Raw genomic sequence first — 25207 nt, 5'->3', positions numbered from 1 at the left:
TACACCTCATGTATAATATTTGTAAAATGCTGGGCGGCGCCTTAATGCTGCTGGCAATTGCTCAGTCTATTTACGCCCAACCAGTCAAACCAACTGAAGTACAGGTAACCCCCTACAAAACCACGATGCTAGCCACCGGTAAAGACGAAGCGCTTATTATTGTAAAAATGATAGACCGTGACGGCAAGGACGTGCCGCATATTAAACGGCCGGTTGTATACAAACTGATAGGCGATGCGGATATTATCAGTATTAACAATGTAGCGGCTAAAGATTTCCGTACAACTGATACAACCTGGCAAACGGCACTTAGTGGTACCGCCCGCATTATTTTACGTGCGGGTACATCACTGCAGCATATAAAGTTTGAGGCTAAGGTTGATAGTTTGTGGCCCGGTTCAACAGAGATACACACCGTTAAACCTGGCAAACCACACCGGGTTACCAACGATGTTTATGTTGCTAAAACCACTACGGATAAAATATTGGGCGCTGACATTTCATTTTTACCTGAACTGGAAGCAAAAGGCATAAAGTTTTCTGATAAAGGTGTACAAAAAGATGCCATCGCTATTTTAAGCGAACATGGGTTTAATTATATACGTCTCCGTATATTTAACAACCCGGCACAACCCAAAGGCTACTCGCCCGGGAAAGGCTTTTGCGATTTGGCACATACCAAACAGATGGCCAAAAGGGTAAAAGCTGCGGGCATGAAATTATTGCTTGATTTCCATTACAGCGATTATTGGGCCGACCCGCAGCAACAATACAAACCCGCAGCCTGGCAAGGCAAAGATTTCAATACACTGAAAGATTCGGTGCAGGCTTTTACCATAAAAGTTATGCGGGAACTAAAAAATCAGGGTACCGAACCGGATATGGTACAGGTAGGTAACGAAATTAACCACGGAATGATATGGCCCGAGGGGCAGATAAGCAACCTTGATAGCCTCTCGCAGTTGTTATACGCTGGTGTAAAGGGTGTGAAGGCAGTAAGCCCGTCGTCCTTAATTATGCTTCATGTAGCATTGGGCGGGCAAGCTGTTGAATCGGAGTTTTTTTACGATGCCATGCGCGACCGTAATGTACCTTATGATATCATCGGCCTGTCTTACTACCCCAAGTGGCACGGTACACTCGCCGATTTAAAAGCCAACTTAGCCGGTTTATCAAAAAAATATAATAAGCAGATCATGGTGGCAGAGTATACACACTTAAAACGCGAGGTGAACAATCTGGCGTTTAATGTACCGGGCGGCAAAGGTATCGGCTCATTCATCTGGGAGCCTTTAAGCACCTGGGAACAGGTATTTGACTCCACCGGTAAATCAAACGAGTTACTTGATGTTTATCCGGGCATAGCCGGCAAATACCTCAAATAGGTCGGTGAGTGTAATTTTCCTGACATTATCGTAACTGCTATACCCCTGTTTGCTATACAGAGCGCTTTAGTTGACGATTTTATTGCGTTCTGTCTGCTTAATCAAGCTCTTTTAAAACTGCGCAAGCTTGCTTCCGTAAGCGCCTTATTATTCAAAGCAAGGCGGGAGCGGCGGCCTTCGTACTTTCATGTTCAGCTTATAGTTTCTTTAACTGTACCGGCTCTTTCCACCGGCAACTTACCTGGTGAGTGTGTCAGAATGTATGTAACCCAGCGTACAGCACGAAATTCATTTATCTACCTGAAAGGGCTGCAAATTATTCTTGCTTCACAAGAATTTCCGCAAACTGTTTTACGGTTATAGCAGTTATCACTAAGACATTAAAAGTGAGTTCAATATAATACAACAATCCATGTTAACCTAAACTATAACAGATTAACATGTCGGTTGAAACCGGTTAATAAAAAGCGTAAAGGAGTTTTAGTGATGGGTTTAAAGGAATATGAAAAAAAGCGGGATTTTAAGAAAACCAGCGAACCGAAGGGCGGCAAAAGCGATAATAAGGAATTGTCGTTTGTTGTACAACGGCATCATGCATCCCGGCTGCATTATGATTTCAGGCTTGAACTGGATGGCACGCTAAAAAGCTGGGCTGTTCCTAAAGGCCCTTCGCTTAACCCGGATGACAAGCGGCTGGCTATGATGGTAGAGGATCACCCGATAGATTACCAGCACTTTGAAGGCATTATCCCCAATGGAAATTATGGCGCCGGTGTAGTACTATTGTGGGATAACGGCACGTATGAGTCGCTTGCCGAAGACCGTAAGGACGACATCAAAACCTTGCGTGCGGGCTTAAAAGCTGGTAACCTAAAGATCAGGCTGAAGGGCAAAATATTAAATGGCGAGTTTGCACTGGTTAAAATTAAAAATTCCGACGAAGATAATGCCTGGCTGCTCATTAAGCATAATGATGAATATGCCGTTAATGATTTCAACAGTGAGGACCTGGTGCCTGACAATGTGAAAAAGATGCTGAACAATAAAGATGGTAAGGCTAAAGGATTGCCTAAAAGTCACAAAGTTAAAACACTGAAAGCTGAAAAAAAAAGCCCTGATGAAACCCGAGAATCAGATGACGAACCGGAAGAGCCGGCAAATGTGGGCGGGCAGTACCGGCCAATGATGGCCAAGCCCGAGACCAAAATTTTCGACGATAACGATTGGATATACGAGCGCAAGCTTGACGGTTACCGCGCTATAGGCTACACCGGCAAAAAGGCCAGGTTGATTTCGCGCAATAACATTGATTTTAGTAAGGACTACAAAAAGGTAGTGGATGACCTGGAAAAAATTGGGAAAGATGCCATCATTGATGGCGAACTGGTTATAGAAGACCACGAGGGCCGCAGCCGTTTCCAGGATATACAAAATTATAAAGGCGATAAAAAGCACCTCGAACTTAAATATTATGTGTTTGACCTGCTGAACCTGGATGGTCATGATCTTCGTAACCTGGAGTTGATAAAACGTAAGTTGCTGCTTGAAAAGCTGGTAAAACAGTATCCGTCGACCACTATTATTTACAGCGGGCACGTTGAAGGAAAAGGCAGTAAACTTTTTGAACAGGCCAAGGACGAGGAATGGGAAGGTATTATTGGCAAAGACGCGCATAGTTTTTACGTAAGCGGCAAGCGCACCGACAGGTGGCTTAAGTTTAAATACCAAAACTCTCAGGAAGCTATTATTTGCGGATACACTGCGCCTTCAGGCTCACGCAAGCACTTCGGGGCGTTGATATTGGGAATCAACCAGGGCGATCATATAAAGTATATCGGAAATTGCGGAACCGGTTTTAATGAAGCAAGCCTTAAAGAGATGTTTGTCAAGATGGAGCCGTTGGAAACCAAAGAAAAACCTTTCGCCCAGAAAACGCATCAGCGTACCAAAATTACATGGCTTAAGCCTAAATTGGTATGCGAGGTTTGGTACAGCGAGTGGACCGCAGATGGCCACCTTCGCCACCCCGTTTTTAAAGGCCTCCGCACTGATAAAAAAGCAGATGAGGTGGTAACAGAAACGCCGGGCAAACAGATGGCTGATGAGGAAGTTATAGCCTATGGCCGTAAAAAGGTAAAAGTTTCTCATCTTAACAAAGTATACTGGCCAAAAGAAGGTATTACCAAGGGCGAACTGATAAAATATTATGAAAGCATGGCCGATTGGATTGTGCCTTATCTAAAAGATAAGCCTATGTCTATGCGGCGGCAGCCTAACGGGATTGATGATCCCGGTTTTTTTCAAAAAGACAATACAGCCCATTTGCCTGATTGGATAAAAACGGAGAAAGTATACTCAGAAAGCAATGACAAAGATATCAATTACATTGTTGGAGGAGATGCTGCTACATTGTTATACATGGCAAATCTGGGATGTATTGAAATCAATCCGTGGTTGAGTACTTATAAGAAGCCGGAGCATCCCGAGTATGTGGTAATAGATATAGATCCGCATGACGTGCCGTTTAGTTGGGCTGTCGAGGCGGCGCTAAAAACCAAAGAAGTGTTTGACAGGATGAAGTTAGACGTTTTTGTGAAAACTTCCGGATCGAAAGGCTTACACATCTACTGCTATCTTGGCGGCAGATATGACTATGATTTTGTAAAAGTGTTTGCAGAGTACGTTGCAAATTTAGTACATACTGAACTGCCCGACACAACCAGCGTAGAGCGGAGCCCTGCAAAACGACCCAAAAAAGTATATATAGATTTTTTACAGAACAGGCGGGGGCAAACTATCGCCTGCCCTTATTCGGTAAGGCCCAAACCTGGTGCTACAGTATCGGCCCCTTTGCACTGGAATGAGGTAAACGATGATCTGAAGCTCTCAGACTACACTATATACAATATAAAGGAGCGTACAGAGAATATTGACGATCCGTGGAAAAATATCCATAAGGTTAAAGCCGACCTTAAAAAGGGCCTGGAAAGACTAAAGAATCAGGATGAAATTAAATTGTAATTAATTAATTTATTAAGTAATTAATTATTGGCACAGAATTAGCATAATGATTTACGACATAAAATTAAAAACATCTAACTATGGCAACTACGAAATCCTCCAAAAAAACAGCACCTGAATCCACCGAAGTGATGAAAGAATCAGGATTGCATGAACTGTTTATTGACGAATTAAAAGATATTTACTGGGCCGAGAAACATTTGGCTAAAGCATTGCCAAAAATGGCTAAAGCGGCAACTTCTGAAGAGCTGCGTGCGGCTATAGAAACCCACCTGGCAGAAACTGAAAATCAAATCACCCGTCTTGAATCAGTATTTGAGTCAATCGGTGAAAAAGCGGCAGCAAAAAAATGTGACGCTATGGAAGGTTTGATCAAAGAAGGCCAGGGCATTATAGAAGATACCGAAGATGGTACTATAACCCGTGACGTTGGTATCATTTCAGCAGCGCAAAAAATTGAGCATTATGAGATAGCCTCATACGGTACTTTACGTACCCTGGCTTCAACTATGGGTCATACTGAGGCTGCCGAGCTGCTGGAGGAAACCCTGAATGAAGAGAAAAAGACTGACGATCTTTTAACGCAATTAGCCCAAAGCGGCATCAATCAATCAGCCGGGAAAGAGAAAGCGTAAGTGAGGTGGAATACGGCTGAATTAAAAGCTCTCCTGAAAGCGGAGGGCTTTTTTTGTGTACTGCAATCAAGCCATTTGCAAAGCCGGCGTAGTCTTCTTTGCCCTTTTGGCTTTCTTTTTACGCCCCCACCATACAATTACCCCTGTTACGGGTAAACTTGCTGCTACCAAACTGGCGAAAAAAGCGATAATTTTACCGGGTAATCCTAATACGGCACCAACATGAATATCATAGTTCATCCTCGATATTTTATCGGCGACAGAAGCCTGTGACAGCCGGCCATACGCATGCTTTATGGGGAGTTCTTTTAAGGTATACTGATCGTAAAAAATGTAGTCAGCCTTCCAATACGTATCTGTATCCGGGTTTAAAGCAATCTCTATAGACGAACTGTCAGTTTCAGGTACATGAACGTCAATGCTGCCTGTATAACCCGGCATGGCTTTGCGCGTCCTGTCCCAAATTACATCTATCGCAGGCGCGGCGTTGTTGTAGCTAAGTTTACCTGAAGCGTCTGACAGTGTTTCATGAAATTCCTTTTGCTGCTTGCCGCCCGAAGACACCCAGTATACAGATTTAGCAAACCATTGAAAACCCCACACCAGGCCTGTGAAAGCTATAAATATGAGTATCCACGTCATGTAAAAGCCTAATACATTATGCAGATCATAGTTTACCCGGCGCCATTTGGCGTTAAACTTAATACTGAAGCGTTGTTTACTTGCCGCCTTGTTTCTGGGCCACCACAACACCAACCCCGATATCAGCATAACCACGAAAATAAGCGTGGCGCTGGCTACTATTGGCTGTCCTATTTCGGGCGGTAGCCACAGGTAAAAATGGCCGTTAATAACTATCCTGAAAAAGTCTTCATCCATGTTTTTTACCTTCAGCACTTTCCCGCTATATGGATCGGCATATACCACGTAGTAATAATCCGGGTTAGCGTGGTAGTAGGTAATAGCGGCCGATTTTCCCGGTTGATAGCTTATACTATGCGGATCTTTTTTGCCGGGTAACGCCTTATTGCCGATATCCTTTAGTGCCGATGGTGGTAATAGCGCCTGGTTTTGTACAGGAGTAAAACGGTAAGATTGTGTCGAATTTTCAATTTCCCGCTCAAAGGCAAGTATACAGCCTGTGATGCCCAAAAAACATACAATTAAACCTGAAGCCAGACCCAGCCACAGATGTACCCTGCCAACCCAAAATCTGATTGTATTTTTTTTGTTAACCATGCTGCCCGATTACCGGGCAATTTTACAAAAAAAAATCCGCTTATTAAGATTAAGTATAAATAAAGACAATGCATGCTTGCTTACCGGTTAGATTTCAGATTGCCAAGCATGTTTTCAACCAGGCCCTTTAAATCAAATTCCGGCTTCCAGCCCCAGTCCTGGCGAGCATACGTATCGTCGATAGATCGCGGCCAGCTATTGGCAATGAGTTGCCGCGGATCATTTTTAGCATACGTTAGTTCAAATTGCGGAATGTGCTTCTTTATCTCGGCAGCGAGTTGTGCTGGCGTAAAGCTTAAGCCTGCCAAGTTGTAGGCCGATCGTATGCTAAGCCTATTTGCAGGCGTATTCATCAACTCGATAGTAGCACGTATGGCATCGTCCATGTGCATCATTGGCAACTCTGTATCAGCAGACAGGAAACTTTCGTACCTGCTATTTTTCAGCGCCTCATGAAATATGTGTACCGCGTAATCAGTTGTGCCCCCGCCCGGCGACGAGCGCCAGCCTATTAGGCCCGGGTAGCGCAGGCTGCGTACGTCAAGCCCATATTTATCAAAGTAATACTCGCACCAGCGTTCGCCTGCCAGTTTGCTGAAGCCATAAACACTGTTAGGGTCCATCACACAAAATTGCGGTGTATCTACCCGTGGCGAGTGCGGGCCAAAAACGGCAATAGAGCTGGGCCAGAAAACTTTAGCAGTTTTAAATTCAATGGCAAGGTCAAGCGTATGGATGAGGCCATTCATATTCAGGTCCCAGGCCATTTTGGGCTTTTGTTCGCCTACGGCAGATAAAATTGCGGCCAGCAGGTAAACCTGTGTTGGTTTATGATTGCTGAAAGCGCGGCGTACGCTTGCTTCATCCGTAACGTTAATTATTTCAAATGGGGCGGTATGTTTAATTGTATCTGGTGGCTCGGTAATGTCGCCGGCAATAATATTGTCACAACCGTATATGCCGCATAAAGTACGCACCAGTTCGGTGCCTATTTGTCCGTTGGCGCCAAGTACTAATATTTTCTCAGTCATGGTCAGTTAATATATGGTAAAGTTAATAATGCCACCGTAACCTCATAAAAGCCTGTCGGTAACATTATTAACATTAAAAGCGGTAGTATGTGCTAAAAAATTCTGATATTTGAGGTTATAACTGACCGTAGTTAGATTAATTAATTAATAAAACAAAGCTTTTACGCTGCATCCGTAAGGGCAAACAAAAACAAAACAAAAAAGATGAAAGTCGCAGTAGTAGGTGCCACAGGATTAGTGGGCACTAAAATGTTGCAGGTTCTGGCAGAACGCAACTTCCCGGTTACAGAGTTACTTCCAGTAGCTTCCGCAAAAAGTGTTGGTAAAGAAATCACTTTTAAGGGTAAGCAATATAAGGTGGTTTCTGTTGAGGATGCGATTAAACAGAAGCCCGATGTAGCCCTGTTTTCGGCAGGTGGCAGTACATCGTTAGAGCAGGCCCCGCTTTTTGCTGAAGCCGGCGTTACCGTTATTGACAACTCATCAGCCTGGCGTATGGACCCGACTAAAAAACTGGTTGTGCCTGAAGTTAATGCTGATGTATTGACTCCCGAAGATAAGATTATAGCAAATCCTAACTGCTCCACCATACAAATGGTGGTGGCTTTAAAACCCCTGCACGATAAATATAAAATTAAGCGTGTAGTGGTATCAACATACCAATCAGTAACTGGTACCGGCGTTAAAGCCGTGGACCAGCTGTTTAACGAGCGTAAGGGTACCGAGGGGCCTATGGCTTACCCATATACCATCGATTTGAATGTTATTCCCCAAATTGACGTGTTTACCGAGAACGGTTACACCAAAGAGGAGATGAAGATGATCAAAGAGACCAATAAAATAATGGGCGATGATAGCATCAAAGTGACTGCTACTACTGTACGTATACCTGTTATGGGCGGCCACTCAGAGTCATTAAATATTGAATTTGAAAACGACTTTGATCTGGATGAAGTGCGTGATTTATTAAGTAAAGCGCCGGGCGTAATTGTTACCGATGACGTAGCCAACTTAAAATACCCTATGCCGCTTGACGCGCATGATAAAGATGATGTATTTGTAGGCCGCATCCGTCGCGACGAAACGCAGGATAATACACTTAACTGCTGGATAGTAGCTGATAACCTGAGGAAGGGCGCTGCTACCAACGCCGTGCAGATAGCTGAATATTTAGCCGCAAAGAACCTGATTGGTCAGGGTGTGGAAGCATAACCTCTTAATTCCCAAGCGGAAATTTAAAGAAAAGGGATAGCCGGTTGGTTATCCCCTTTTTGTTAGCGGTGATATCTTCGATAGGATATATTTCCGATTCTCCAAAATCATCATAATGGCCGTGGTGATAGAACCAATTATAAATCCATCTTTTAAGGATTGATTGAACGGCCTGTTGCTGAAGACGCTATCGAAAATCAGGTTGACGCCAACAAAAACCAGCAAGAAACCTATAAGGCCGGCAAGTTTTTTCATAATACTGGATTTATATCACAATACTATAATAAAAAAAAATTGTTAAAACCATCCTTTAACCTGCCTGTAATAAATGAGTACACCAAAAATAAAACGTTATGGCAAGTTTGAATAATCGTAAGGTGGCTATCCTTACCGAAAATGGGTTTGAGCAAGTGGAGTTAACCAGCCCTAAAGAAGCACTGGAGGCAGCAGGTGCCACCGTGCATATTATATCGCCTAATGGCGGCAATGTGAAAGCATGGAACCATACCGACTGGGGCATTGAAGTGCCGGTTGATGTAGTGCTGGAGAGTGCCAGCCCGGATGATTATGACGCGTTGGTATTACCAGGCGGTGTAATGAATCCGGATAAGTTGCGTATGAATAAGGACGCGGTGGCGTTTGTGTCAGCATTTTTGGATGAGGGAAAGCCGGTGGCGGCTATATGTCATGGTCCGCAGGTACTGATAGAAACAGGATTGATAAGCGGCCGCAAACTAACTTCATACCCATCGCTGCAAACTGACCTTAAAAACGCAGGTGTTGAATGGGTTGATGAGGAAGTGGTGGTTGACAAAGGCCTGGTTACCAGCCGCACACCTGATGACCTTGAAGCGTTCAATCGCAAAACCATCGAAGAAATAGGTGAGGGCGTACATGAGGATTCTGCACAGTAATCTGTTACGTTGATAAAGGCAGCACTAGAGGGCTGCCTTTTTTATGGTTCTAACTGATTTTTTCTGATTCGCCCGACAGAATGGAGTTTTACAAATAAGTAATAACTTGCTGCCCATATGCCCCCAAACAAAGTGATTATAATAGGCGCCGGGATTGCCGGGATTGCCGCCGCCATACGTCTCACGGTAAAAGGTTACCAGGCAGAAGTTTTTGAGGCAAACGCCTATCCGGGTGGTAAACTTACTGAATTTGATCAGCAGGGTTACCGGTTCGACGCCGGTCCAAGCCTGTTTACCATGCCGCAATATGTAGACGAACTTTTTTTATTAGCCGGAAAAGATCCGCGCGAATACTTCAACTATCAAAAGCTTAACAGGGTTTGTAACTATTTTTATGAGGATGGTACGCAGTTAACAGCCTATGCCGATGTAAATAACCTGGCGCTTGAAATTGCCGGAAACACAGACACAGCGATAGAAGATGTTTTAGCGCATGCGGCTAAGAGCCAAAAAATATATGCTATAACCAATCACGTTTTTTTAGAGCGATCATTACACAGGCTAAAAACATACCTGCGTTGGGATACGTTGCGCTCAATATGGAAGTTGCGCGGCATTGACGCGGGCCGCACCATGCACAAGGCAAATAAAAGTTTTTTTAAAGATGACCGCGTAGTACAATTATTTAACCGCTACGCCACCTATAATGGCTCCAACCCCTATAAGGCACCTGCTACGCTAAATGTAATACCACACCTCGAACAGCATTATGGCACATATTTTCCGCAGGGCGGTATGTACAGCATTACCGCCTCATTGGTAAAGCTGGCCGAAGATTTAGGCGTAAAATTTACGTATAATGCTGCCGTAAGCGATATAGTTGTTGAGGGTGGAAAAACAGCAGGTATTACTTTAGATGGAGCTTTTGTACCGGCAAATATTGTAGTGTCTAACACTGATATATGGTTCACCTATAAAAAGCTTTTAAAGAAGTATCCGGCCTTGCATCCCAAAAAGATATTAAACCAGCAGCGCAGTAGTTCGGCATTGATATTTTACTGGGGCATAAGCAAGCAGTTTGAAAAGTTAGATCTTCATAACATATTCTTTAGCGCAGATTATGAAGCTGAGTTTAAACATATTTGGGAGCAAAAGAATATTTATCATGACCCCACAATTTACTTAAATGTTACTGCTAAATATAATCCCGAAGATGCGCCGGATGGCCACGAAAATTGGTTTGTTATGATAAACGTGCCTGCTAATGAAGGGCAGGATTGGGATACACTTATAGCCGCTGCCCGTAAAAATGTTATTGATAAATTAACCCGCTTATTAGGCCAGGATATTGCCGGCCTTATTCAGTGTGAAAGCATACTTGACCCCCGGAGCATAGAAAGCCGAACATCGTCTTACCAGGGATCATTGTATGGCACCAGTTCAAATAATAAATTCGCTGCCTTTTTGCGCCATGCAAACCGCTCGGGTAAAGTTAACAATCTTTACTGTTGCGGCGGTAGCGTACACCCGGGCGGGGGCATACCGCTTTGTTTATTGTCCGCAAAAATTGTTAGTGACTGGGTGCCTGATGTTTAAACTCAAAAGGGAGACTGTTAAAATGAACTTGCTGCCGGCGAGGGTTGAATAGAATTTCGTACCATCCGCTCCAGCGCATCAATAAAGGTGGGCGAATCATTAAGACTTTCAACCAGCTGCACTTCCTCGCCGCCCAAATGGCGGAATTCGGCGCCGTACTCTTCTGTTACCTCATACACCGTTTCAAGGCAATCGGCCACAAATGCAGGGCAAAATACCAGCAGGCGCTTTTTACCCTCTTTTGCCAATTGCGCGATCACATCGCTGGTGTATGGCTTTACCCATGGGTCGCTGCCCAAACGTGATTGAAAGCAAACCGAATACCTGTCGTCTGAAATGTTCAGATTGGCGGCTATCAGTCTTGCAGTCGCGTAGGATTGTGCAGAATAGCAAAATTGGTTTTTATCAGTAATGGTCTGGCAGCAATCATTAACCTTTAAACAATGGCTATGTGTATGATCTGCCTTAACTAATTGACGTTGCGGCAAGCCATGAAAACTGAATAGTATGTGATCATAACTGTCAGGGTTATACTTGCGGGCGTTATCGGCAAATGTTTTTATTATCAGGTCATCATCGTAAAATGAGTTGATGAAACTGATATTTGGTGGTGTAGGCCAATCCTTAACCAGGCGCATAACTTTTTCATATACCGAACCTGTACTGGCCGAGGCGTATTGCGGAAACAGCGGTATTACCAGTATGCTTTCTACCAGAGCTTTCTTAAGGTTGTCTAACGCGGTATCTATGGATGGGTTTTGGTAACGCATAGCCAGTTCAACCATGTAATGGGCACCCAGTCGCTTTTGTAAAGCGTCGCGCTGTAATATACTGTAGTGCATTAATGGCGAACCTGTAGTATCGCTCCATATCTCCTTATATAGTTTCGCAGATTTGGGTGCCCTAAACGGTACTATGATGCCTTTAACTAAAACGGTACGCCACGCCGGGTTTACGTCAATCACCCTGGGATCCATCAAAAACTCATTTAAATAACGACGAACATCGTTGGTAGACGGACTATCAGGCGTACCCAGGTTAACCAGTAAAATTCCCTTTTTTGACATAGCTGTAAAAATACTAAAAAACCCCTTAACCGCCTGTTGGGTGAGCTATTATTGCAAAATCATGATAGGGTATTAGTAAATATGCTCAGCAACTCTTTCTGGATGTAACTTATATAAAAAACTAAGTGTTCAGAAATCTTTTAGTAGCAATTAAACGTATCTGTACTTATATAGTCAAACAAATAAATTTGCTTTTTATTGTTATTTTTATTTTATTTGAAGTAACATTTGATCACCCCTAAACAGAAAACGCTATAGGATAAAACTTTACTTAACATTTATTAAACTTTAATTTAAGTAAGAGGATTCTATGGATTTTAAATTGCAAAGTGATCAGGATCTAATCCATCTCTATATTACGGGTGATGAAGCCGGGCTGGTTGAACTCATACGCCGTTATCAAACTAAAATTTACACTTCAATATATTTACTGGTAAAGGATGAGTACCTGGCTGAGGATATTTTTCAGGATACGTTTATTAAAGTGATCAATACCCTCAAAGCCGGCAAATACAATGAGGAAGGTAAGTTTTTACCCTGGGTTACCCGTATAGCCCATAACCTTGTTATTGATCACTTTCGCCGCGAAAAGCGTGCGCCGATGGTTAGCAACGGCGATGACTTTGACATTTTTGAAGTTTTGGGCAATTATGACGAGAGTACCGAAGACCGTATGGTACGTGAACAAACCCATAAAGACCTTAAAGCCCTTATACAATTATTGCCATCAGAGCAAAAAGAGGTATTAATAATGCGCCATTTCGGTGATATGAGCTTTAAAGAGATTGCCGACATCACGGACGTAAGCATAAACACCGCCTTGGGCCGTATGCGCTATGCCTTGAATAATCTTCGTAAAATGATGCAGGGGCGAGAGTTGAGTTTAAAAAACTAAATATTGTTTTGCTGTAAGGTAAACAAAAGCATAAACCATACCTTTATGTTATTATGCTGCCATTGCTTACATCTGCTCAAATACGCGAAGCCGACGCATTCACTATAGCAAGCGAGCCTGTTGCTTCAATTGACTTAATGGAGCGCGCCGCCAGGGCGTTTGTTGGATGGTTCATTAATCATTTCCCTGACCGCAACGAAGAGGTTAGCATATATTGCGGTATGGGCAACAATGGCGGCGATGGATTGGCAATTGCACGCATGTTGCATGAGCATGGGTACAGCCACTTAAAGTTGATCATTGCCCGTTACAATGATAAATCATCGGCTGACTTTATCATCAACCTACAGCGCATCCAGGCTACTGCGGTGCCCGTGGTACAACTAAATAAGGGCGAGGATTTTTCGCCTGAAAGCAGTACAATTATTATTGACGCCCTTTTGGGCAGCGGCTTAAATAAAGCCCTCGACGGCGATTTTAAAAGACTTGTTGAACACCTTAACAACCTTAGTAGTACTGTGGTTGCTGTGGATATACCTACAGGTTTTTTTGCTGACGGAGAGATACACCAAAACACAGTGGCGATCAGGGCCGAATTGGTAATAACATTCCAGCAAGCCAAGATTAATTTTTTATTGCCCGAAGCTGCCGAATTTATACGCTGCTGGCAGGCGGTAAACATAGGGATAAGCGAAAGCTTTACCCGCTCACTTAACTCGCCATATCAATTTATAGAAGAACAAGATATAAAGCGCGTAGTTAAACCACGTGGCCGGTTTAGCAATAAGGGTACATACGGGCATAGCCTTATTATAGCCGGAGCGGCGAAAACCATGGGCGCGGCGTTGCTTTGCGCGGCGGGCTGCGTTTACGCTGGCTCGGGCTTAACTACTGCTTGCATACCCTTAAGCGGTCTTACCGCACTTAACAGCTACCTGCCCGAAATAATGGCTCTAACCCGCGACGGTGATATCTTGCCTGATATTGATTGGGCCAGATATAAAGCTATAGCTATTGGTCCTGGTTTAGGTACCGGGGCTGATGCATGCGAATTGTTGGCCTTTGTGTTAAGCAATTTTGGTAAGCCGCTTGTGATTGATGCCGATGGGATAAACTTACTGGCAAATCGGTATGAATTGTGGGAGAGCTTGACCGAAGGAAGTATTTTAACCCCTCATATGAAAGAGTTTGACCGTTTGTTTGGTGATCACCACAACTGGTGGGCGCGTTTGCAAACTGCCAGGCAGCAGGCAATAAAGCGCAAGATCTACATCGTTTTAAAAAATGATTATACCATTACGGCAACACCGCAAGGAAAACTTTATTTTAACTCCACCGGTAATGCCGCAATGGCAACCGGAGGCATGGGCGATGTGCTTACGGGTTTATTAACGTCGTTAATAGCGCAGGGGTATACTGCTGAGGAAGCCTGTTTAGCTGGAATCTATATACATGGTAAGGCAGGTGATGAGCTGGCATTGCCCAACCGGATGAATGTGGTGCTGCCCGGAAGACTCGCGCAGCAATTACCACTTACCATGGCGAAGCTAATGGCATAAAAAAAGCAGCTGTGAGTACCGCAACTGCTTTTTATTAACTATTAACTGACCTTATAAAGAACTAAATACTCATACTAGTTATATATAAGACGGACGTACTTTGCAAACGTTACACTTTTAACAATAAATATCAAAATACTTTCATTTATTTTTGAAAGTTTAATAAGTTGTATATATTTGCATATGGAATTAGCAGAAGCACGGTTAAAGTTCATCGAAACCTGGGGTAAATTAGGCTCAGAGTGGGGCATAAACCGCACCATGGCACAGGTGCACGCTTTGCTGCTGATATCACCCGAGGCGCTTACAACTGAAGATGTGATGGGAACGCTAAGCATATCGCGCGGTAACGCTAATATGACTTTACGCGACTTGATAAATTGGGGCCTGGTGGAAAAACAGCATAAGGCCGGCGAACGAAAAGAATATTTTTTTGCAGATAAAGATGCCTGGAATATTGCCCGCCAGGTAGCCCGGGAGCGCAAAAAGCGCGAACTTGATCCGATGATGAAGGTACTGAGCGAACTGTCGCAGGTGAGAGGCGATGATAAGGACGCGAATTACAAAACCTTTAAAACTTCGGTTACTGATATCAGTAAGTTGGCAGCTAACGTAAATAAAACCCTCGATACAATGATAAAAGCAGAAGAGAACTGGTTTTGGGGGTCAATATTCAAGTTGTTTAAATAATATTTTTTTATTAATATGTTTCATTATTTTCTGAAAATTCAATAATTATTAATACTTAAACTCAAACGTCATGAATTACTTTATTTTAACTTACACTGTTTACCTGGCGGCAAGTATAGCCTTAACCATTTGGGTAGCAAGAGTGCTGTTTAACAATGGCCGGATTTTCTTGGTGGATATTTTTCATGGTAATAACGCCCTTGCCGATGCGGTGAATAGGCTACTAATAGTCGGTTTTTACCTGGTGATATAGGCTATATGAGCTTGGTACTTAAGGAGACCGGCGACATAAAAGATATACAGGTGGTAATTGAGGTACTGAGCCACAAACTTGGCTGGATAATATTAATACTCGGCGCCATGCATTTCTTAAACCTCATTGTGTTTTTTAAGTTACGCAACAAGTCACAACATAATAAACCCGTTCCCCCGCAAATTCGTCAGGATAACAGATTAAATTTCAACTATGAAAACGTTAAAAGATCATACCATTCTTTATGATGCCGAGTGCCCCGTTTGCACATTGTATGCAAAAAAGCTGGAGAGCAGCGGCGCATTGGCTATCGGAAGTGGTGCCGCTTACCAGACACTGCAAGCCGCTGCCTGCCCAATGGTAGACAGGCAACGGGCTGCTAACGAAATAGCGATGATACATACGCGAACCGGGGAAGTAACCTACGGTATCGATAGCCTGTTTAAGCTTATGGCCAATACCTGGCCAAATTTAAAAGGGTTGTTCAACTTTAAGCCGTTTTTATGGTTAATGGCGCGGGTTTACCGGTTCTTCTCATACAACAGGCGCGTAATAGTACCCGCAGGCAATGTCAACGCTTTCGCTATACAGCCGGCGTTTAAAATTAAATACCGTTTAACTTATTTGTTTTTTACTTGGTTAATGGCAAGTTGTATACTCACCGGCTACGCCCACTTGCTGAGTGATATAATGCCTGTGGGCGGTACTTACCGCGAATATTTTATATGCGGTGGGCAAATCGTTTTCCAGGGATTAATTGTAAGCTTTTACGCTCGCCATAAGAAGTGGGATTACCTGGGTAATATGATGACCATCTCTGCGGGCGGAGCATTGCTGCTGTTGCCTGCCTTGGTGGTGAATTTATTTATAACGCTGCCCGCATTAGTTTATACATTATACTTTTTAGGGGTGGCGGCTTTAATGTTTTTTGAGCATATCCGGAGGACCAAGCTACTGGCTTTAGGCTGGGTGCTAACCTTAACCTGGGTGCTGTACCGTATAGGCATTTTATTATACATTCTTAAATTTGAGTAAAATGAAATACAACAAAATAATACTGGCCGGGGGTAGTGGTTACTTAGGCAAAGTGCTTGCGCAGCATTTTAGCAAGTTGGCAAATGAAGTTATTATTTTCACACGGAGCCCCAAACCTGCTATTGGCAATATAAATATGATTGCTTGGGATGGTGCTACTATAGGCCAATGGGCGCAGCATCTGGAGGATAGCGACGTGCTGATAAACCTTACCGGCAAAAGCGTTAATTGTCGTTACGATGAAAAGAATAAGGCTGAAATATTTTCGTCAAGGCTGAAGGCGACGTGGATATTGGGCGAGGCACTTAAGCAAACAAATAATCCGCCCGGGGTATGGATGAATGCAGCATCAGCTACTATTTATCGCCATGCGGAAGACCGCCCGCAGGATGAATTTAACGGTGATATTGGGGAAGGTTTCTCCATCGAGGTATGCAAACGCTGGGAGCGAGCCTTTGCCGAGCAAAACATACCAGGCATACGTAAAATAATACTGCGGATTACTGTAGTGTTAGGCAGTAATGGCGGGGTAATGCATTATTATTCCAACCTGGCTAAATACGGGCTGGGCGGTATACAAGGCAACGGTAATCAATATTTTAGCTGGGTGCATGAAGAAGATCTTGTTGGCAGTGTACAATTCCTTTTAGATAATCCGCAACTGGACGGCGTTTTTAATATTGCATCTCCGCATCCGGTACAAAATCACGAGTTAATGTATACAATCAGGAAAGCGGTTGGTATGCCCATAGGTTTACCTGCCACAAAGTGGATGCTGGAAATAGGAACGTTGTTGTTACAAACCGAAACGGAGTTAATACTAAAAAGCCGGTGGGTTTTACCAACACGTTTGTTAAATGAGGGATATCGTTTCAGTGTACCTTACATTCATAAAGCGATACAAATAAGTATATAATAAGTAAACCTTAATCTATGATCAACCTTAAAAAGTATGTCAAAATATTAGGTATTCCGTTATTATTTGCACTAATAATTCACTTTATCTTTGATGGTGATTTTTCCGAATTCCTAAAAATCATGTCGCTGAGCTTTATCTTTTTTGTTCCATTTGGTATTGGGTTATTAACCGTGTACTTCTCAAGTATTAAAAATATCAATACGCCGGGATATCGCTTTACCGCTCCATGGGTCTCAGTACTATTATTTTTATTAATAACGCTTTGTTTTTCAATTGAGGGCTGGGCCTGTTGGCTAATGGTTCTTCCAGTATTTTTTATCGCCTCCAGCATTGGGGGATATGTAGGTGCGAAGCTGAAGATTAAAACTAAAAAAGGAAAAACCTATTTATCTGCATTGGTAATGTTGCCTTTTTTGATTTCTCCAATTGAAAATTATACCGGTGCGCATCCTTCGATATATAAAGCATACACTTTTATTGATATTGATGCAGAAAAAGATGATATCTGGTCTAACGTCACGCGGGTAAAGACAATAGCACCTAAACAGGATAACGGCTGGCTTACAAGCAGCCTCGGTTTTCCCCGGCCAATACGGGCAGAACTGAATTACAACGGTGTAGGCGGATATCGCAAAGCAATATTTGATAAAGGTTTGATTTTTCACGAAGCGGTAACAGATTATACCGAAGGGAGGAGTATGAGTTTTACTATAACAGCCAACCCGCATGAAATACCGTCCACTGCAATGGATGAGCATGTGGTAATAGGCGGTAAATATTTCGATGTAATGGATGGGACTTATGAGTTAGACCAACTTAACAGAAAAAAATATCGTCTCCATTTATACAGTCATTTTAAATTAAGTACTACATTTAATTTTTATGCGTCGATATGGGCTAATTGGATAATGAAAGATATACAGAATAATATCTTGCAGGTTATAAAACAAAGAGCCGAACAACAATCTAAAAGCTAAGTAATTATGGGCACAGCTGAATTGCAATTAATTAAACGCATCAGGGTAAATTTGGGTATTGTTATAGCCGGCCTGGCTATCAGCGGTGTAACTGCCTTCCCCATCGAGCGTGAGTTGGCATGGCTTGTACAAAGCGGTTCGGCGTTCCCACGTTATATGCAGGAATGGCTTACCACAATATATAATGCTGTTAAAGACACCAATCAACGTTACCCATTCCTGAGTTACGGTACCGACTGGCTGGCTTTTGCGCACTTGGTATTGGCGATATTGTTTTTTGGCCCTGCCAGGTTTCCTGTTAAAAATATATGGGTAATACAATTTGGCATGATAGCCTGCGTAGCTATATTTCCATTAGCATTTATCGCCGGCAACATACGTGGCATACCGTTTTTTTGGCAGCTTATTGATTGCTCGTTCGGACTAATAGGTATAATCCCGCTGTATATCAGTTACAAAGCAGCACGTAAGTTGGAGCAATTATACTTTGAGCGCGGAATAGTTATCGCCAATATCTAAATATTACTGATTACTACCATTTCGTCCATGGTTGGGTTTGCGCTGCCCCCACGTTTTTCAAGGGTTACGGCAAAAGCTTGCGGTGCGGCAACCGGTTTCATTTCCTTCATATCCGCACTATCGGCACTTACTGCTGTCGCGTCAAACACACCCAGGTCAACGGGCTTGCCGTCAACTATCGCCCAAAGCTGGTATTGGTGTTGTTTATCATTTTTCGGCAGGTTAAGTCCGGCCATATCAATCATTACTTTCTTTTTAACCGGGCTCCAGGCTACCGTCATTACTGATGCAGGCGTTTTAGGAGTTCCTTTAAGTTTTATAAACCTAAAAGTACTATCTCTGAAAACACTTAACTGGGTATCCATCAAATTAACCCGTTGCGTGAATTGTTGTTTTTCAAGCTGCAGGGATATTAACTGGCTTTGTGAGTCGCGCAGGTCGTCATATAAATTTACCAATACGGCTATGCTTACAATAAGCAATGCCAGGCATGCTGCAAATGCGTATTTATAAAAATTGATTTCAGTCGGTGCCATCGTGATAACGTTGTCAGCTTGTCGCGATTCCTTATCAGGGAATACGCGGTCGTCACCTAAATTAATCAGCATACTGTTAAGCACCCTTTCGCGCACGTTCGCCGAAGGATCTATTGCATTAGCGGCTGCATATTCTTCTAACGAGGCTTCAATAGCATCAATTTCGCCCTTTATGTCAGGGTGTTTTAAGGCCATAGCTTCAACCTGCAACCGTTCTTCCGCACTGATTTCTCCCAGTACGTAAAGCTCTAGTATGCCCGATTCAATATATGCCTTTATATCTTCCAATACCTTAATTAAAATTTTTACGCAATGCCTGTATAGCCATCCTTAAGCGGGTTTTAATAGTGCCCAGCGGGGTGCCTAGTTCTTCAGCAGCCTCCACATGGGTGTAACCTTTAAAATAAACCAATTCCAGGATTGCTTTTTGCTCGGGTTTTAATGTTTGCACCAAATCCCTTAGGCCCAATAATTCAGGTTTATAAACCGTATTATTTTGCCCGTCAATGAAAGTTACGTTATTTTCAATGTCTTGGTTTTTGGCCTGATTCTTAAAGTCCTTTGATCGTACTTTATCTATAGCTAAATTGCGTGCAATGTTTACCATCCATGTAAACAGGCGTCCCTTTTCTGCGCTATAGCTCGAAAACGAATGCCATATTTTTACAAAAGTTTCTTGCAATACGTCTTCAGCGGCAGTCTCTTCAACAACAATGCGTAAAATAACGCCGTATAAAGACGAAGAATACATGGTATACAAAGCCTCGGCGCCGCGTTTTTCACGGTTGCGTAAAGCAAGTATCAATTCGTCTTCTGACAGCGATATTTTAGCCCTTGGACTCACCGCGTTGAAGATAGAAAGAAAAATCAGAAATTAAACAAGTGTTTCTCGGCATGATACGATGAACGGACTAGCGGTCCGCTTTCTACATACCTGAAACCCATTTCAAGGCCCTTTTGTTTGTAAAAATTAAATTGGTTTGGGTGGATCCAGTCAATAACGGGGTGGTGGTTGCGTGTAGGTTGCAGATACTGCCCCAAAGTAAGAATATGTACCCCTGCATCAAGCAAGTCTGCCATCGCTTCTAAAACATCTGCTTCGCTTTCGCCGAGGCCCAGCATTATGCCTGATTTAGTGCGTAAACCTGCAGCTGATATACGGCGTAAACACTCAAGGCTACGGTCGTACTTAGCCTGTATGCGTACCTCGCGGGTTAGGCGGCGCACAGTTTCCAGGTTGTGTGATACTACTTCGGGCCTTACTTCAAGTACCCTGGCAAGGTTATCCCACTGACCTCTGAAATCGGGCAACAATGTCTCAAGTGTGGTTTCAGGGCTTTCACGGCGGATGGCGTTAATGGTCTCAGCCCAAATAATAGAGCCTCCATCCTTCAGGTCATCGCGGTCAACAGAGGTAATTACGCAATGCTTAACCTGCATTAGTTTAACTGAATTGGCAACGCGGTTAGGTTCGTCCATATCCACAGCCAAAGGACGGCCGGTGGCAACCGCGCAAAACGAGCACGAGCGGGTGCAGATGTTGCCTAATATCATGAAAGTTGCCGTGCCCGCGCCCCAGCACTCGCCCATGTTAGGGCAATTGCCGCTTTCGCAAATGGTATGCAGTTTATGAGTATCAACTAAACTACGTACGTGCGCATACTCTTTTCCTACAGGAAGACGTACCCGAAGCCAATCGGGCTTGCGTTGTACTTGTGTGGCTGGTACTACCGGCAATTCAATCATTAACACAAAAGTATCAAAAAAACATATAACCTAGCCCCCTAACACTCTAAAGGGGGAATAATTACAGTTAGTTGATATTATGCTGTTAAAATGGATATCGAGGCAATGGGATAAATTTATAACTTTAGCCCAACGCCGGCTCCCCCTTTAGGGGGTCGGGGGACTTATGGCAACTATAGAAACAACTTATTTAGGCGGGCTGCGCACCGAAGCAACCCACGTACAGTCGGGCACAAAAATTATAACCGATGCGCCGGTAGATAACCAGGGACGCGGTGAAGCATTTTCACCAACCGACTTGTTGTCTGCATCATTAGGGAGTTGCATGCTCACTATTATGGGCATTGCCGCGCGTACTCATAATATTGATATGGATGGCACCCAATGTTCCATTACCAAAATAATGGCCGCTAACCCTCGTCGGGTTGCCGAAATAGTGGTGAATTTTAGATTCCCGAAAAGCTATACCGATAAGGAAAAGAAGATATTGGAACACGCCGGCTTAACCTGCCCCGTGCATATAAGCCTGGGCGAAGACATAAAAAAAACAATTGATTTTGGATGGTAATATAAAGTTACACCGTTTGCAGTAATAGCTCTGTAGGACCAACTAAGCTGTCACCATCACCAATGCTTCCTCAACCGATATGGCGCCATGCGATTGGTCGAGTATGCACTCACCATTTTTGATGAGTAGTAGTTGCGGCGACTCATGGTAAACATGAAAATCTTCAGCTATTTTATTTGATATATCGCGGAAACGCAAAAGATCTAAAAAATACAGAGGCATTTCTTCAGGCAGGTTTTCCCAATCAAGCTCAAAACGCCTTTTAGCCATCATACTGATAGAACAACGCGTGCTGTGCTTAAAAATAATACTGTAACCCGGTAGTTGTTTGATTTCTTCCAGTTGGGCAACCGACTCAAGCGCAATCCACTTCATAAGTTAATATTTTGATAATACCTTTTTACAGTACAGCAAACAGCCACAATAGTTTGCAAACTAATGGCAAAATGACACAGAATTGTTATCGGCGTGCTTTCGGGTATGATTGGTAAGCAGGGCAAAGCTTGTTTGCACATGAGGCAAGGGTGCTAAGTGCAACAGCTACCAAAGCTATATAAAGTACTTTTTTCATTTCAACTAATATAGTTAACAAAGTTAGGTTTTTATGCTTTTGGCAAGGTGAGCCATTTTTATGGCGGTAATTGCCGCTTCGTCGCCCTTGTTGCCATGTTTACCACCGGCCCTGTCAATAGCTTGCTGTTGATTGTCGGTGGTTAATACACCAAATATAACAGGTTTTGAATACTTTATGGCAACATTTGTTAATCCGTTTGCAACGGCGTCGCAAATAAAATCAAAATGTTTGGTTTCGCCTTGTATAACGCAACCGAGACATATCACTGCATCAAGGTTAATGTTTTTTAACAGCAGGTCCGCGCCGCTTGTAAGTTCAAAACTGCCGGGTACCGTATAATTGTAGATGTTTTGAGGCTGAGCGCCGTTGTTAACCAGACTTTGATATGCGCCCTGGTACAAAGCGTTGGTAATTTCTGCGTTCCACTCAGCTACCACAATGCCAAACCTGTAAGCGGCTGCCGACGGTATTTCTGTAGCTGAAAAGTCTGACAGGTTTTTTAACTGCGTAGCCATAGCAAAGTTTGCTTAAGTTGAAATGAATATAAAGGCGTTTTTTTATAATTTATGCACCGTCAGCCAAACTTACAACAGTGCGATAGTTACTATAACTGCGCTTCTGCGCGGGCGATGTATGCGTCAATGCTTTGTGCCTCGTTGCTTTCGGGATAATCGCTCTTTATTTGCTTGTAGGTTTCGGCAGCGGCTTTATTGTCTTTTTTCGCTTCGTAAACCAGTCCTAACTTTTTTAAATATAAAGGCGATAAAAAATTATTTGAAGCTTTTGAAGCCGCTTTTTTGAAGTAAGTTTCAGCTTCGTCATAATCTTTAAGTTCAACATACGCGTCGCCAGTACCACCCAGCGCTTCGGCTGCCACTATGTTATCGTTGCCCCTGTAGCTGGTTAAATTGTCAATAGCTTTACGGTACTCGCCTTTATTTAAATAAGCTGTGCCCAGGTAAAAGAATGCCAGGTTAGCGGCTTTTGTATTACTGTATTCGCTTATAATTTTTTCAAACCCCGGGTAGCCGGCGTCCCCTTTAATGGCTTTGTCCCATTCTTTTTTTGCCCAAAAATCTTGTGCCACGTGCATTTGATCGGCTGCTTCCACTTCACGCGGAGCAAGGTAAGCGTTTAAATATATAAGATAAATTGCTGCTAATAAAACTACTGCACCTGCTATAAATAATAAGCTTTTGCGATTTTCACTTACAAAACTACCTGTACGTTTAAAGCCCCTATCTTCGTTCACAATTTTGGTATTCGTCTGGGTTGTCGACATTTTTATTCAAAAATTAAGTTTGCAAAAATACAGTTTTCAAAGTTTTTAACAACACCTTTTAACTTAAATAATTACGTGCGATTTTTTAAGCAATATATAATGCAAAAGCCCCCGCGTATATGTTAAATTTGAAAGCTATTTATGTATTTGCAGCAATTATCAGTAATTAATTTTAAAAACTACGCCGGGGCCGAGCTTACTTTTAGCGATGGGGTAAATGCGTTTTTAGGCAATAACGGGGCCGGCAAAACCAACCTGCTTGATGCTGTGCACTACCTTTCGCTGTGCAAAAGCTACTTTAACCCGATAGACAGCCAGCAGATAAAGCAGGGCGAAGAGTTTTTTATAATAACCGGAACATTTAACAAAAACGATAAACAGGAGGCAGTAGCTTGTTCGGTAAAGCGAAATCAAAAAAAGCAGTTTAAACGCAATAAAAAAGATTATCAACGCCTGGCTGACCATATTGGATTGTTACCCCTGGTAATGATATCGCCATATGATGTAAGCATAATAATTGAAGGTAGTGAAGAGCGGCGTAAGTTTATTGATAATGTTATATCGCAAACCGATAACCAATACCTTGACGAGCTGATTGCCTATAATAAGGCGCTTGTAAACCGCAATGCTTTACTTAAGCAGATAGCTGATACCGGCCGGTATGATCCGGATTTGCTTGAGGTGGTGGATGATCAGCTCGTCGCATCGGGCGGCAAGATATTTGAAAAGCGGCGCCGGTTTATGGAAAACTTTACCAGCGTATTCAATAATCATTATAGTTATATAAGCGATAATGCCGAGCAGGTGAATCTTATATACGAATCGCAGTTGTTGCAGGATGATTTTGCAGGATTACTTAAAAAGACACGCGAAAAAGACCGGGTGCTTGAGCGCACTACTGCGGGTATACATAAGGATGACCTGCAATTTAGCATACACGGTATGCCGATGAAAAAGTTTGGGTCGCAGGGGCAGCAGAAATCTTTTTTAATAGCGCTAAAACTTGCTCAGTACACTTATTTGTACCAGCAAAAAAAGTTTAAACCGCTATTATTGCTTGATGATATCTTTGATAAATTGGATGATAACCGCGTTACCAAGTTAATGCAAATGGTGTCAAACCATGATTTTGGACAAGTGTTTATAACAGATACCAGCACAAGCCGTGTTACCGAAGTGTTTAAGGATATAGGCGTTGAAATAAAGTTGTTTTATATAAAGGAGGGCGAAGCCAATGGGCAGAACGAATGATAAATCATTAAAGGAAGCCATTGAGCAGATGCTGAATGTTTACAAGATAAAACGCAAGTATGACGAAACGGCGGTTGTAGCGCATTGGCCGGAGCTTGTAGGTAAGTCGGTTGCCAACCGCACCAAAGAATTATTTATAAGCGATAAAAAGCTTTTTTTGCGTGTAGAGTCGTCGGTTATTAAAAAAGAATTGATGATGATACGGAACCAGATTATTGAAAAGATAAATAACGAAGCGAAAAATAATATCGTTGAAGAAATTATCTTTTTATAAAAGCAGATAAATCGAAAGATAAAAAGCCC

At 42.9% G+C, this 25207-nt stretch carries 27 protein-coding genes; 17 read left to right on the top strand and 10 right to left on the bottom strand.

Annotated elements, in window-relative coordinates; genetic code table 11:
• The first annotated feature begins 8 nt into the window (after positions 1-8).
• From DJ568_RS06415 to DJ568_RS06405, 3 genes are all read left to right on the top strand, one after another.
• A complete protein-coding gene (locus DJ568_RS06415) occupies positions 9-1385 on the top strand; it encodes a glycosyl hydrolase 53 family protein (protein WP_114004438.1) in 1377 nt (458 codons plus the stop codon).
• A gap of 486 nt (positions 1386-1871) precedes the next feature.
• On the top strand, positions 1872-4406 hold the full coding sequence (ligD, locus tag DJ568_RS06410) for a DNA ligase D (RefSeq protein WP_114004676.1): 2535 nt from the start codon (positions 1872-1874) through the stop codon (positions 4404-4406).
• A gap of 80 nt (positions 4407-4486) precedes the next feature.
• Positions 4487-5041 (top strand): YciE/YciF ferroxidase family protein, encoded by a 555-nt coding sequence (locus tag DJ568_RS06405; protein ID WP_114004437.1) that lies wholly within the window; start codon positions 4487-4489, stop codon positions 5039-5041.
• Between the two features lie 66 nt (positions 5042-5107).
• Here DJ568_RS06405 and DJ568_RS06400 read toward each other — a convergent pair whose 3' ends face one another.
• Together DJ568_RS06400 and DJ568_RS06395 are read right to left on the bottom strand one after the other, a co-directional pair.
• Entirely contained in the window at positions 5108-6280 is a 1173-nt protein-coding gene (locus DJ568_RS06400) for a PepSY-associated TM helix domain-containing protein (protein WP_114004436.1), read from the bottom strand.
• Between the two features lie 80 nt (positions 6281-6360).
• Positions 6361-7311: an NAD-dependent epimerase/dehydratase family protein gene (locus DJ568_RS06395; RefSeq protein ID WP_114004435.1), complete on the bottom strand. Its 951-nt coding sequence runs from the start codon at positions 7309-7311 to the stop codon at positions 6361-6363.
• A 204-nt stretch (positions 7312-7515) separates the two neighbouring features.
• Here DJ568_RS06395 and DJ568_RS06390 point away from each other — a divergent pair, with 204 nt between their 5' ends.
• Positions 7516-8523, top strand: coding sequence for an aspartate-semialdehyde dehydrogenase (locus DJ568_RS06390; protein WP_114004434.1), 1008 nt, complete (start codon positions 7516-7518; stop codon positions 8521-8523).
• 48 nt (positions 8524-8571) lie between these two features.
• Here the strand turns inward: DJ568_RS06390 and DJ568_RS17090 are convergent, their stop codons facing one another.
• On the bottom strand, positions 8572-8778 hold the full coding sequence (locus DJ568_RS17090; RefSeq protein ID WP_147238716.1) for a hypothetical protein: 207 nt from the start codon (positions 8776-8778) through the stop codon (positions 8572-8574).
• 98 nt (positions 8779-8876) lie between these two features.
• Here DJ568_RS17090 and DJ568_RS06380 point away from each other — a divergent pair, with 98 nt between their 5' ends.
• Both DJ568_RS06380 and crtD read left to right on the top strand, forming a co-directional pair.
• Positions 8877-9437: a type 1 glutamine amidotransferase domain-containing protein gene (locus DJ568_RS06380; RefSeq protein WP_114004432.1), complete on the top strand. Its 561-nt coding sequence runs from the start codon at positions 8877-8879 to the stop codon at positions 9435-9437.
• Between the two features lie 117 nt (positions 9438-9554).
• On the top strand, positions 9555-11033 hold the full coding sequence (gene crtD / locus DJ568_RS06375) for a 1-hydroxycarotenoid 3,4-desaturase CrtD (protein ID WP_114004431.1): 1479 nt from the start codon (positions 9555-9557) through the stop codon (positions 11031-11033).
• 17 nt (positions 11034-11050) lie between these two features.
• Here crtD and hemH read toward each other — a convergent pair whose 3' ends face one another.
• Positions 11051-12100 carry a ferrochelatase gene (hemH, locus tag DJ568_RS06370; RefSeq protein WP_114004430.1) on the bottom strand — a complete coding sequence of 350 codons (1050 nt, stop codon included), beginning with the start codon at positions 12098-12100 and terminating at the stop codon, positions 11051-11053.
• 310 nt (positions 12101-12410) lie between these two features.
• On the opposite strand from hemH, the gene DJ568_RS06365 reads away from it, so the two are divergent.
• The 8 genes from DJ568_RS06365 (at position 12411) to DJ568_RS06330 (ending at position 18947) form a co-directional block, all read left to right on the top strand.
• The gene (locus DJ568_RS06365; protein ID WP_114004429.1) at positions 12411-12995 is read left to right on the top strand and encodes an RNA polymerase sigma factor; all 585 of its coding nucleotides are present in this window, start codon (positions 12411-12413) and stop codon (positions 12993-12995) included.
• 53 nt (positions 12996-13048) lie between these two features.
• A complete protein-coding gene (locus DJ568_RS06360; protein WP_114004428.1) occupies positions 13049-14554 on the top strand; it encodes an NAD(P)H-hydrate dehydratase in 1506 nt (501 codons plus the stop codon).
• 183 nt (positions 14555-14737) lie between these two features.
• Positions 14738-15244, top strand: coding sequence for a GbsR/MarR family transcriptional regulator (locus DJ568_RS06355; RefSeq protein ID WP_114004427.1), 507 nt, complete (start codon positions 14738-14740; stop codon positions 15242-15244).
• Between the two features lie 70 nt (positions 15245-15314).
• Positions 15315-15497: a hypothetical protein gene (locus DJ568_RS17375; RefSeq protein ID WP_199560894.1), complete on the top strand. Its 183-nt coding sequence runs from the start codon at positions 15315-15317 to the stop codon at positions 15495-15497.
• Positions 15498-15710: 213 nt separating this feature from the next.
• Entirely contained in the window at positions 15711-16532 is an 822-nt protein-coding gene (locus tag DJ568_RS06345; protein WP_114004426.1) for a DCC1-like thiol-disulfide oxidoreductase family protein, read from the top strand.
• A gap of 1 nt (position 16533) precedes the next feature.
• Entirely contained in the window at positions 16534-17448 is a 915-nt protein-coding gene (locus tag DJ568_RS06340; RefSeq protein ID WP_114004425.1) for a TIGR01777 family oxidoreductase, read from the top strand.
• A 17-nt stretch (positions 17449-17465) separates the two neighbouring features.
• Complete coding sequence (locus DJ568_RS06335; protein WP_199560892.1) at positions 17466-18428, top strand: hypothetical protein; 963 nt, start codon at positions 17466-17468, stop codon at positions 18426-18428.
• Positions 18429-18434: 6 nt separating this feature from the next.
• Complete coding sequence (locus tag DJ568_RS06330; protein WP_114004424.1) at positions 18435-18947, top strand: hypothetical protein; 513 nt, start codon at positions 18435-18437, stop codon at positions 18945-18947.
• On the opposite strand, the gene DJ568_RS06325 is transcribed toward DJ568_RS06330, so the two are convergent.
• Genes DJ568_RS06325 through lipA form a run of 3 tightly spaced genes read right to left on the bottom strand, consistent with a single transcriptional unit; the run spans position 18944 to position 21229 of the window.
• Positions 18944-19771 (bottom strand): anti-sigma factor, encoded by an 828-nt coding sequence (locus DJ568_RS06325; protein WP_114004423.1) that lies wholly within the window; start codon positions 19769-19771, stop codon positions 18944-18946. The two genes, DJ568_RS06330 and DJ568_RS06325, sit on opposite strands and share 4 nt — an antisense overlap.
• Positions 19772-19775: 4 nt before the next feature.
• Positions 19776-20327 (bottom strand): RNA polymerase sigma factor, encoded by a 552-nt coding sequence (locus DJ568_RS06320; RefSeq protein ID WP_114004422.1) that lies wholly within the window; start codon positions 20325-20327, stop codon positions 19776-19778.
• 23 nt (positions 20328-20350) lie between these two features.
• Positions 20351-21229, bottom strand: coding sequence for a lipoyl synthase (gene lipA / locus DJ568_RS06315; RefSeq protein ID WP_114004421.1), 879 nt, complete (start codon positions 21227-21229; stop codon positions 20351-20353).
• 166 nt (positions 21230-21395) lie between these two features.
• Here lipA and DJ568_RS06310 point away from each other — a divergent pair, with 166 nt between their 5' ends.
• The gene (locus DJ568_RS06310; RefSeq protein WP_114004420.1) at positions 21396-21797 is read left to right on the top strand and encodes an OsmC family protein; all 402 of its coding nucleotides are present in this window, start codon (positions 21396-21398) and stop codon (positions 21795-21797) included.
• A gap of 42 nt (positions 21798-21839) precedes the next feature.
• Here the strand turns inward: DJ568_RS06310 and ytxJ are convergent, their stop codons facing one another.
• The 3 genes from ytxJ to DJ568_RS06295 all read right to left on the bottom strand — a co-directional run bounded on the left by ytxJ (position 21840) and on the right by DJ568_RS06295 (position 23653).
• Entirely contained in the window at positions 21840-22172 is a 333-nt protein-coding gene (gene ytxJ / locus DJ568_RS06305) for a bacillithiol system redox-active protein YtxJ (protein ID WP_114004419.1), read from the bottom strand.
• A 219-nt stretch (positions 22173-22391) separates the two neighbouring features.
• Positions 22392-22886: a 6,7-dimethyl-8-ribityllumazine synthase gene (gene ribH, locus DJ568_RS06300; RefSeq protein ID WP_114004418.1), complete on the bottom strand. Its 495-nt coding sequence runs from the start codon at positions 22884-22886 to the stop codon at positions 22392-22394.
• 89 nt (positions 22887-22975) lie between these two features.
• Positions 22976-23653 carry a tetratricopeptide repeat protein gene (locus DJ568_RS06295; protein WP_114004417.1) on the bottom strand — a complete coding sequence of 226 codons (678 nt, stop codon included), beginning with the start codon at positions 23651-23653 and terminating at the stop codon, positions 22976-22978.
• 141 nt (positions 23654-23794) lie between these two features.
• On the opposite strand from DJ568_RS06295, the gene recF reads away from it, so the two are divergent.
• Positions 23795-24904 (top strand): DNA replication/repair protein RecF, encoded by a 1110-nt coding sequence (gene recF, locus DJ568_RS06290; protein WP_114004416.1) that lies wholly within the window; start codon positions 23795-23797, stop codon positions 24902-24904.
• On the top strand, positions 24888-25178 hold the full coding sequence (locus DJ568_RS06285) for a DUF721 domain-containing protein (protein WP_114004415.1): 291 nt from the start codon (positions 24888-24890) through the stop codon (positions 25176-25178). Before recF ends, DJ568_RS06285 begins: the two co-directional genes overlap by 17 nt.
• Positions 25179-25207 lie beyond the last annotated feature (29 nt).

The sequence above is a fragment of the Mucilaginibacter hurinus genome (assembly GCF_003324525.1).
GTDB lineage: Bacteria > Bacteroidota > Bacteroidia > Sphingobacteriales > Sphingobacteriaceae > Mucilaginibacter > Mucilaginibacter hurinus.
Note: the sequence above shows the minus strand (reverse complement) of the source record. Positions and strands in the feature narration are given on the sequence as shown.

Excerpts from the sequence above, each read along its gene's own strand:
- DJ568_RS06395 (WP_114004435.1), bottom strand. The coding sequence starts at position 7,311 with ATGACTGAGAAAATATTAGTACTTGGCGCCAACGGACAAATAGGCACC.
- DJ568_RS06360 (WP_114004428.1), top strand. The coding sequence starts at position 13,049 with ATGCTGCCATTGCTTACATCTGCTCAAATACGCGAAGCCGACGCATTC.
- DJ568_RS06380 (WP_114004432.1), top strand. The coding sequence starts at position 8,877 with ATGGCAAGTTTGAATAATCGTAAGGTGGCTATCCTTACCGAAAATGGG.
- ligD (WP_114004676.1), top strand. The coding sequence starts at position 1,872 with ATGGGTTTAAAGGAATATGAAAAAAAGCGGGATTTTAAGAAAACCAGC.
- ytxJ (WP_114004419.1), bottom strand. The coding sequence starts at position 22,172 with ATGAAGTGGATTGCGCTTGAGTCGGTTGCCCAACTGGAAGAAATCAAA.
- ribH (WP_114004418.1), bottom strand. The coding sequence starts at position 22,886 with ATGGCTACGCAGTTAAAAAACCTGTCAGACTTTTCAGCTACAGAAATA.
- crtD (WP_114004431.1), top strand. The coding sequence starts at position 9,555 with ATGCCCCCAAACAAAGTGATTATAATAGGCGCCGGGATTGCCGGGATT.
- DJ568_RS06415 (WP_114004438.1), top strand. The coding sequence starts at position 9 with ATGTATAATATTTGTAAAATGCTGGGCGGCGCCTTAATGCTGCTGGCA.
- recF (WP_114004416.1), top strand. The coding sequence starts at position 23,795 with ATGTATTTGCAGCAATTATCAGTAATTAATTTTAAAAACTACGCCGGG.
- DJ568_RS06335 (WP_199560892.1), top strand. The coding sequence starts at position 17,466 with ATGATCAACCTTAAAAAGTATGTCAAAATATTAGGTATTCCGTTATTA.
- DJ568_RS06295 (WP_114004417.1), bottom strand. The coding sequence starts at position 23,653 with ATGTCGACAACCCAGACGAATACCAAAATTGTGAACGAAGATAGGGGC.
- DJ568_RS06365 (WP_114004429.1), top strand. The coding sequence starts at position 12,411 with ATGGATTTTAAATTGCAAAGTGATCAGGATCTAATCCATCTCTATATT.
- DJ568_RS17375 (WP_199560894.1), top strand. The coding sequence starts at position 15,315 with ATGAATTACTTTATTTTAACTTACACTGTTTACCTGGCGGCAAGTATA.
- DJ568_RS06330 (WP_114004424.1), top strand. The coding sequence starts at position 18,435 with ATGGGCACAGCTGAATTGCAATTAATTAAACGCATCAGGGTAAATTTG.
- DJ568_RS06400 (WP_114004436.1), bottom strand. The coding sequence starts at position 6,280 with ATGGTTAACAAAAAAAATACAATCAGATTTTGGGTTGGCAGGGTACAT.
- hemH (WP_114004430.1), bottom strand. The coding sequence starts at position 12,100 with ATGTCAAAAAAGGGAATTTTACTGGTTAACCTGGGTACGCCTGATAGT.
- DJ568_RS06345 (WP_114004426.1), top strand. The coding sequence starts at position 15,711 with ATGAAAACGTTAAAAGATCATACCATTCTTTATGATGCCGAGTGCCCC.
- DJ568_RS06390 (WP_114004434.1), top strand. The coding sequence starts at position 7,516 with ATGAAAGTCGCAGTAGTAGGTGCCACAGGATTAGTGGGCACTAAAATG.
- DJ568_RS06355 (WP_114004427.1), top strand. The coding sequence starts at position 14,738 with ATGGAATTAGCAGAAGCACGGTTAAAGTTCATCGAAACCTGGGGTAAA.
- lipA (WP_114004421.1), bottom strand. The coding sequence starts at position 21,229 with ATGATTGAATTGCCGGTAGTACCAGCCACACAAGTACAACGCAAGCCC.
- DJ568_RS17090 (WP_147238716.1), bottom strand. The coding sequence starts at position 8,778 with ATGAAAAAACTTGCCGGCCTTATAGGTTTCTTGCTGGTTTTTGTTGGC.
- DJ568_RS06340 (WP_114004425.1), top strand. The coding sequence starts at position 16,534 with ATGAAATACAACAAAATAATACTGGCCGGGGGTAGTGGTTACTTAGGC.
- DJ568_RS06405 (WP_114004437.1), top strand. The coding sequence starts at position 4,487 with ATGGCAACTACGAAATCCTCCAAAAAAACAGCACCTGAATCCACCGAA.
- DJ568_RS06285 (WP_114004415.1), top strand. The coding sequence starts at position 24,888 with ATGGGCAGAACGAATGATAAATCATTAAAGGAAGCCATTGAGCAGATG.
- DJ568_RS06310 (WP_114004420.1), top strand. The coding sequence starts at position 21,396 with ATGGCAACTATAGAAACAACTTATTTAGGCGGGCTGCGCACCGAAGCA.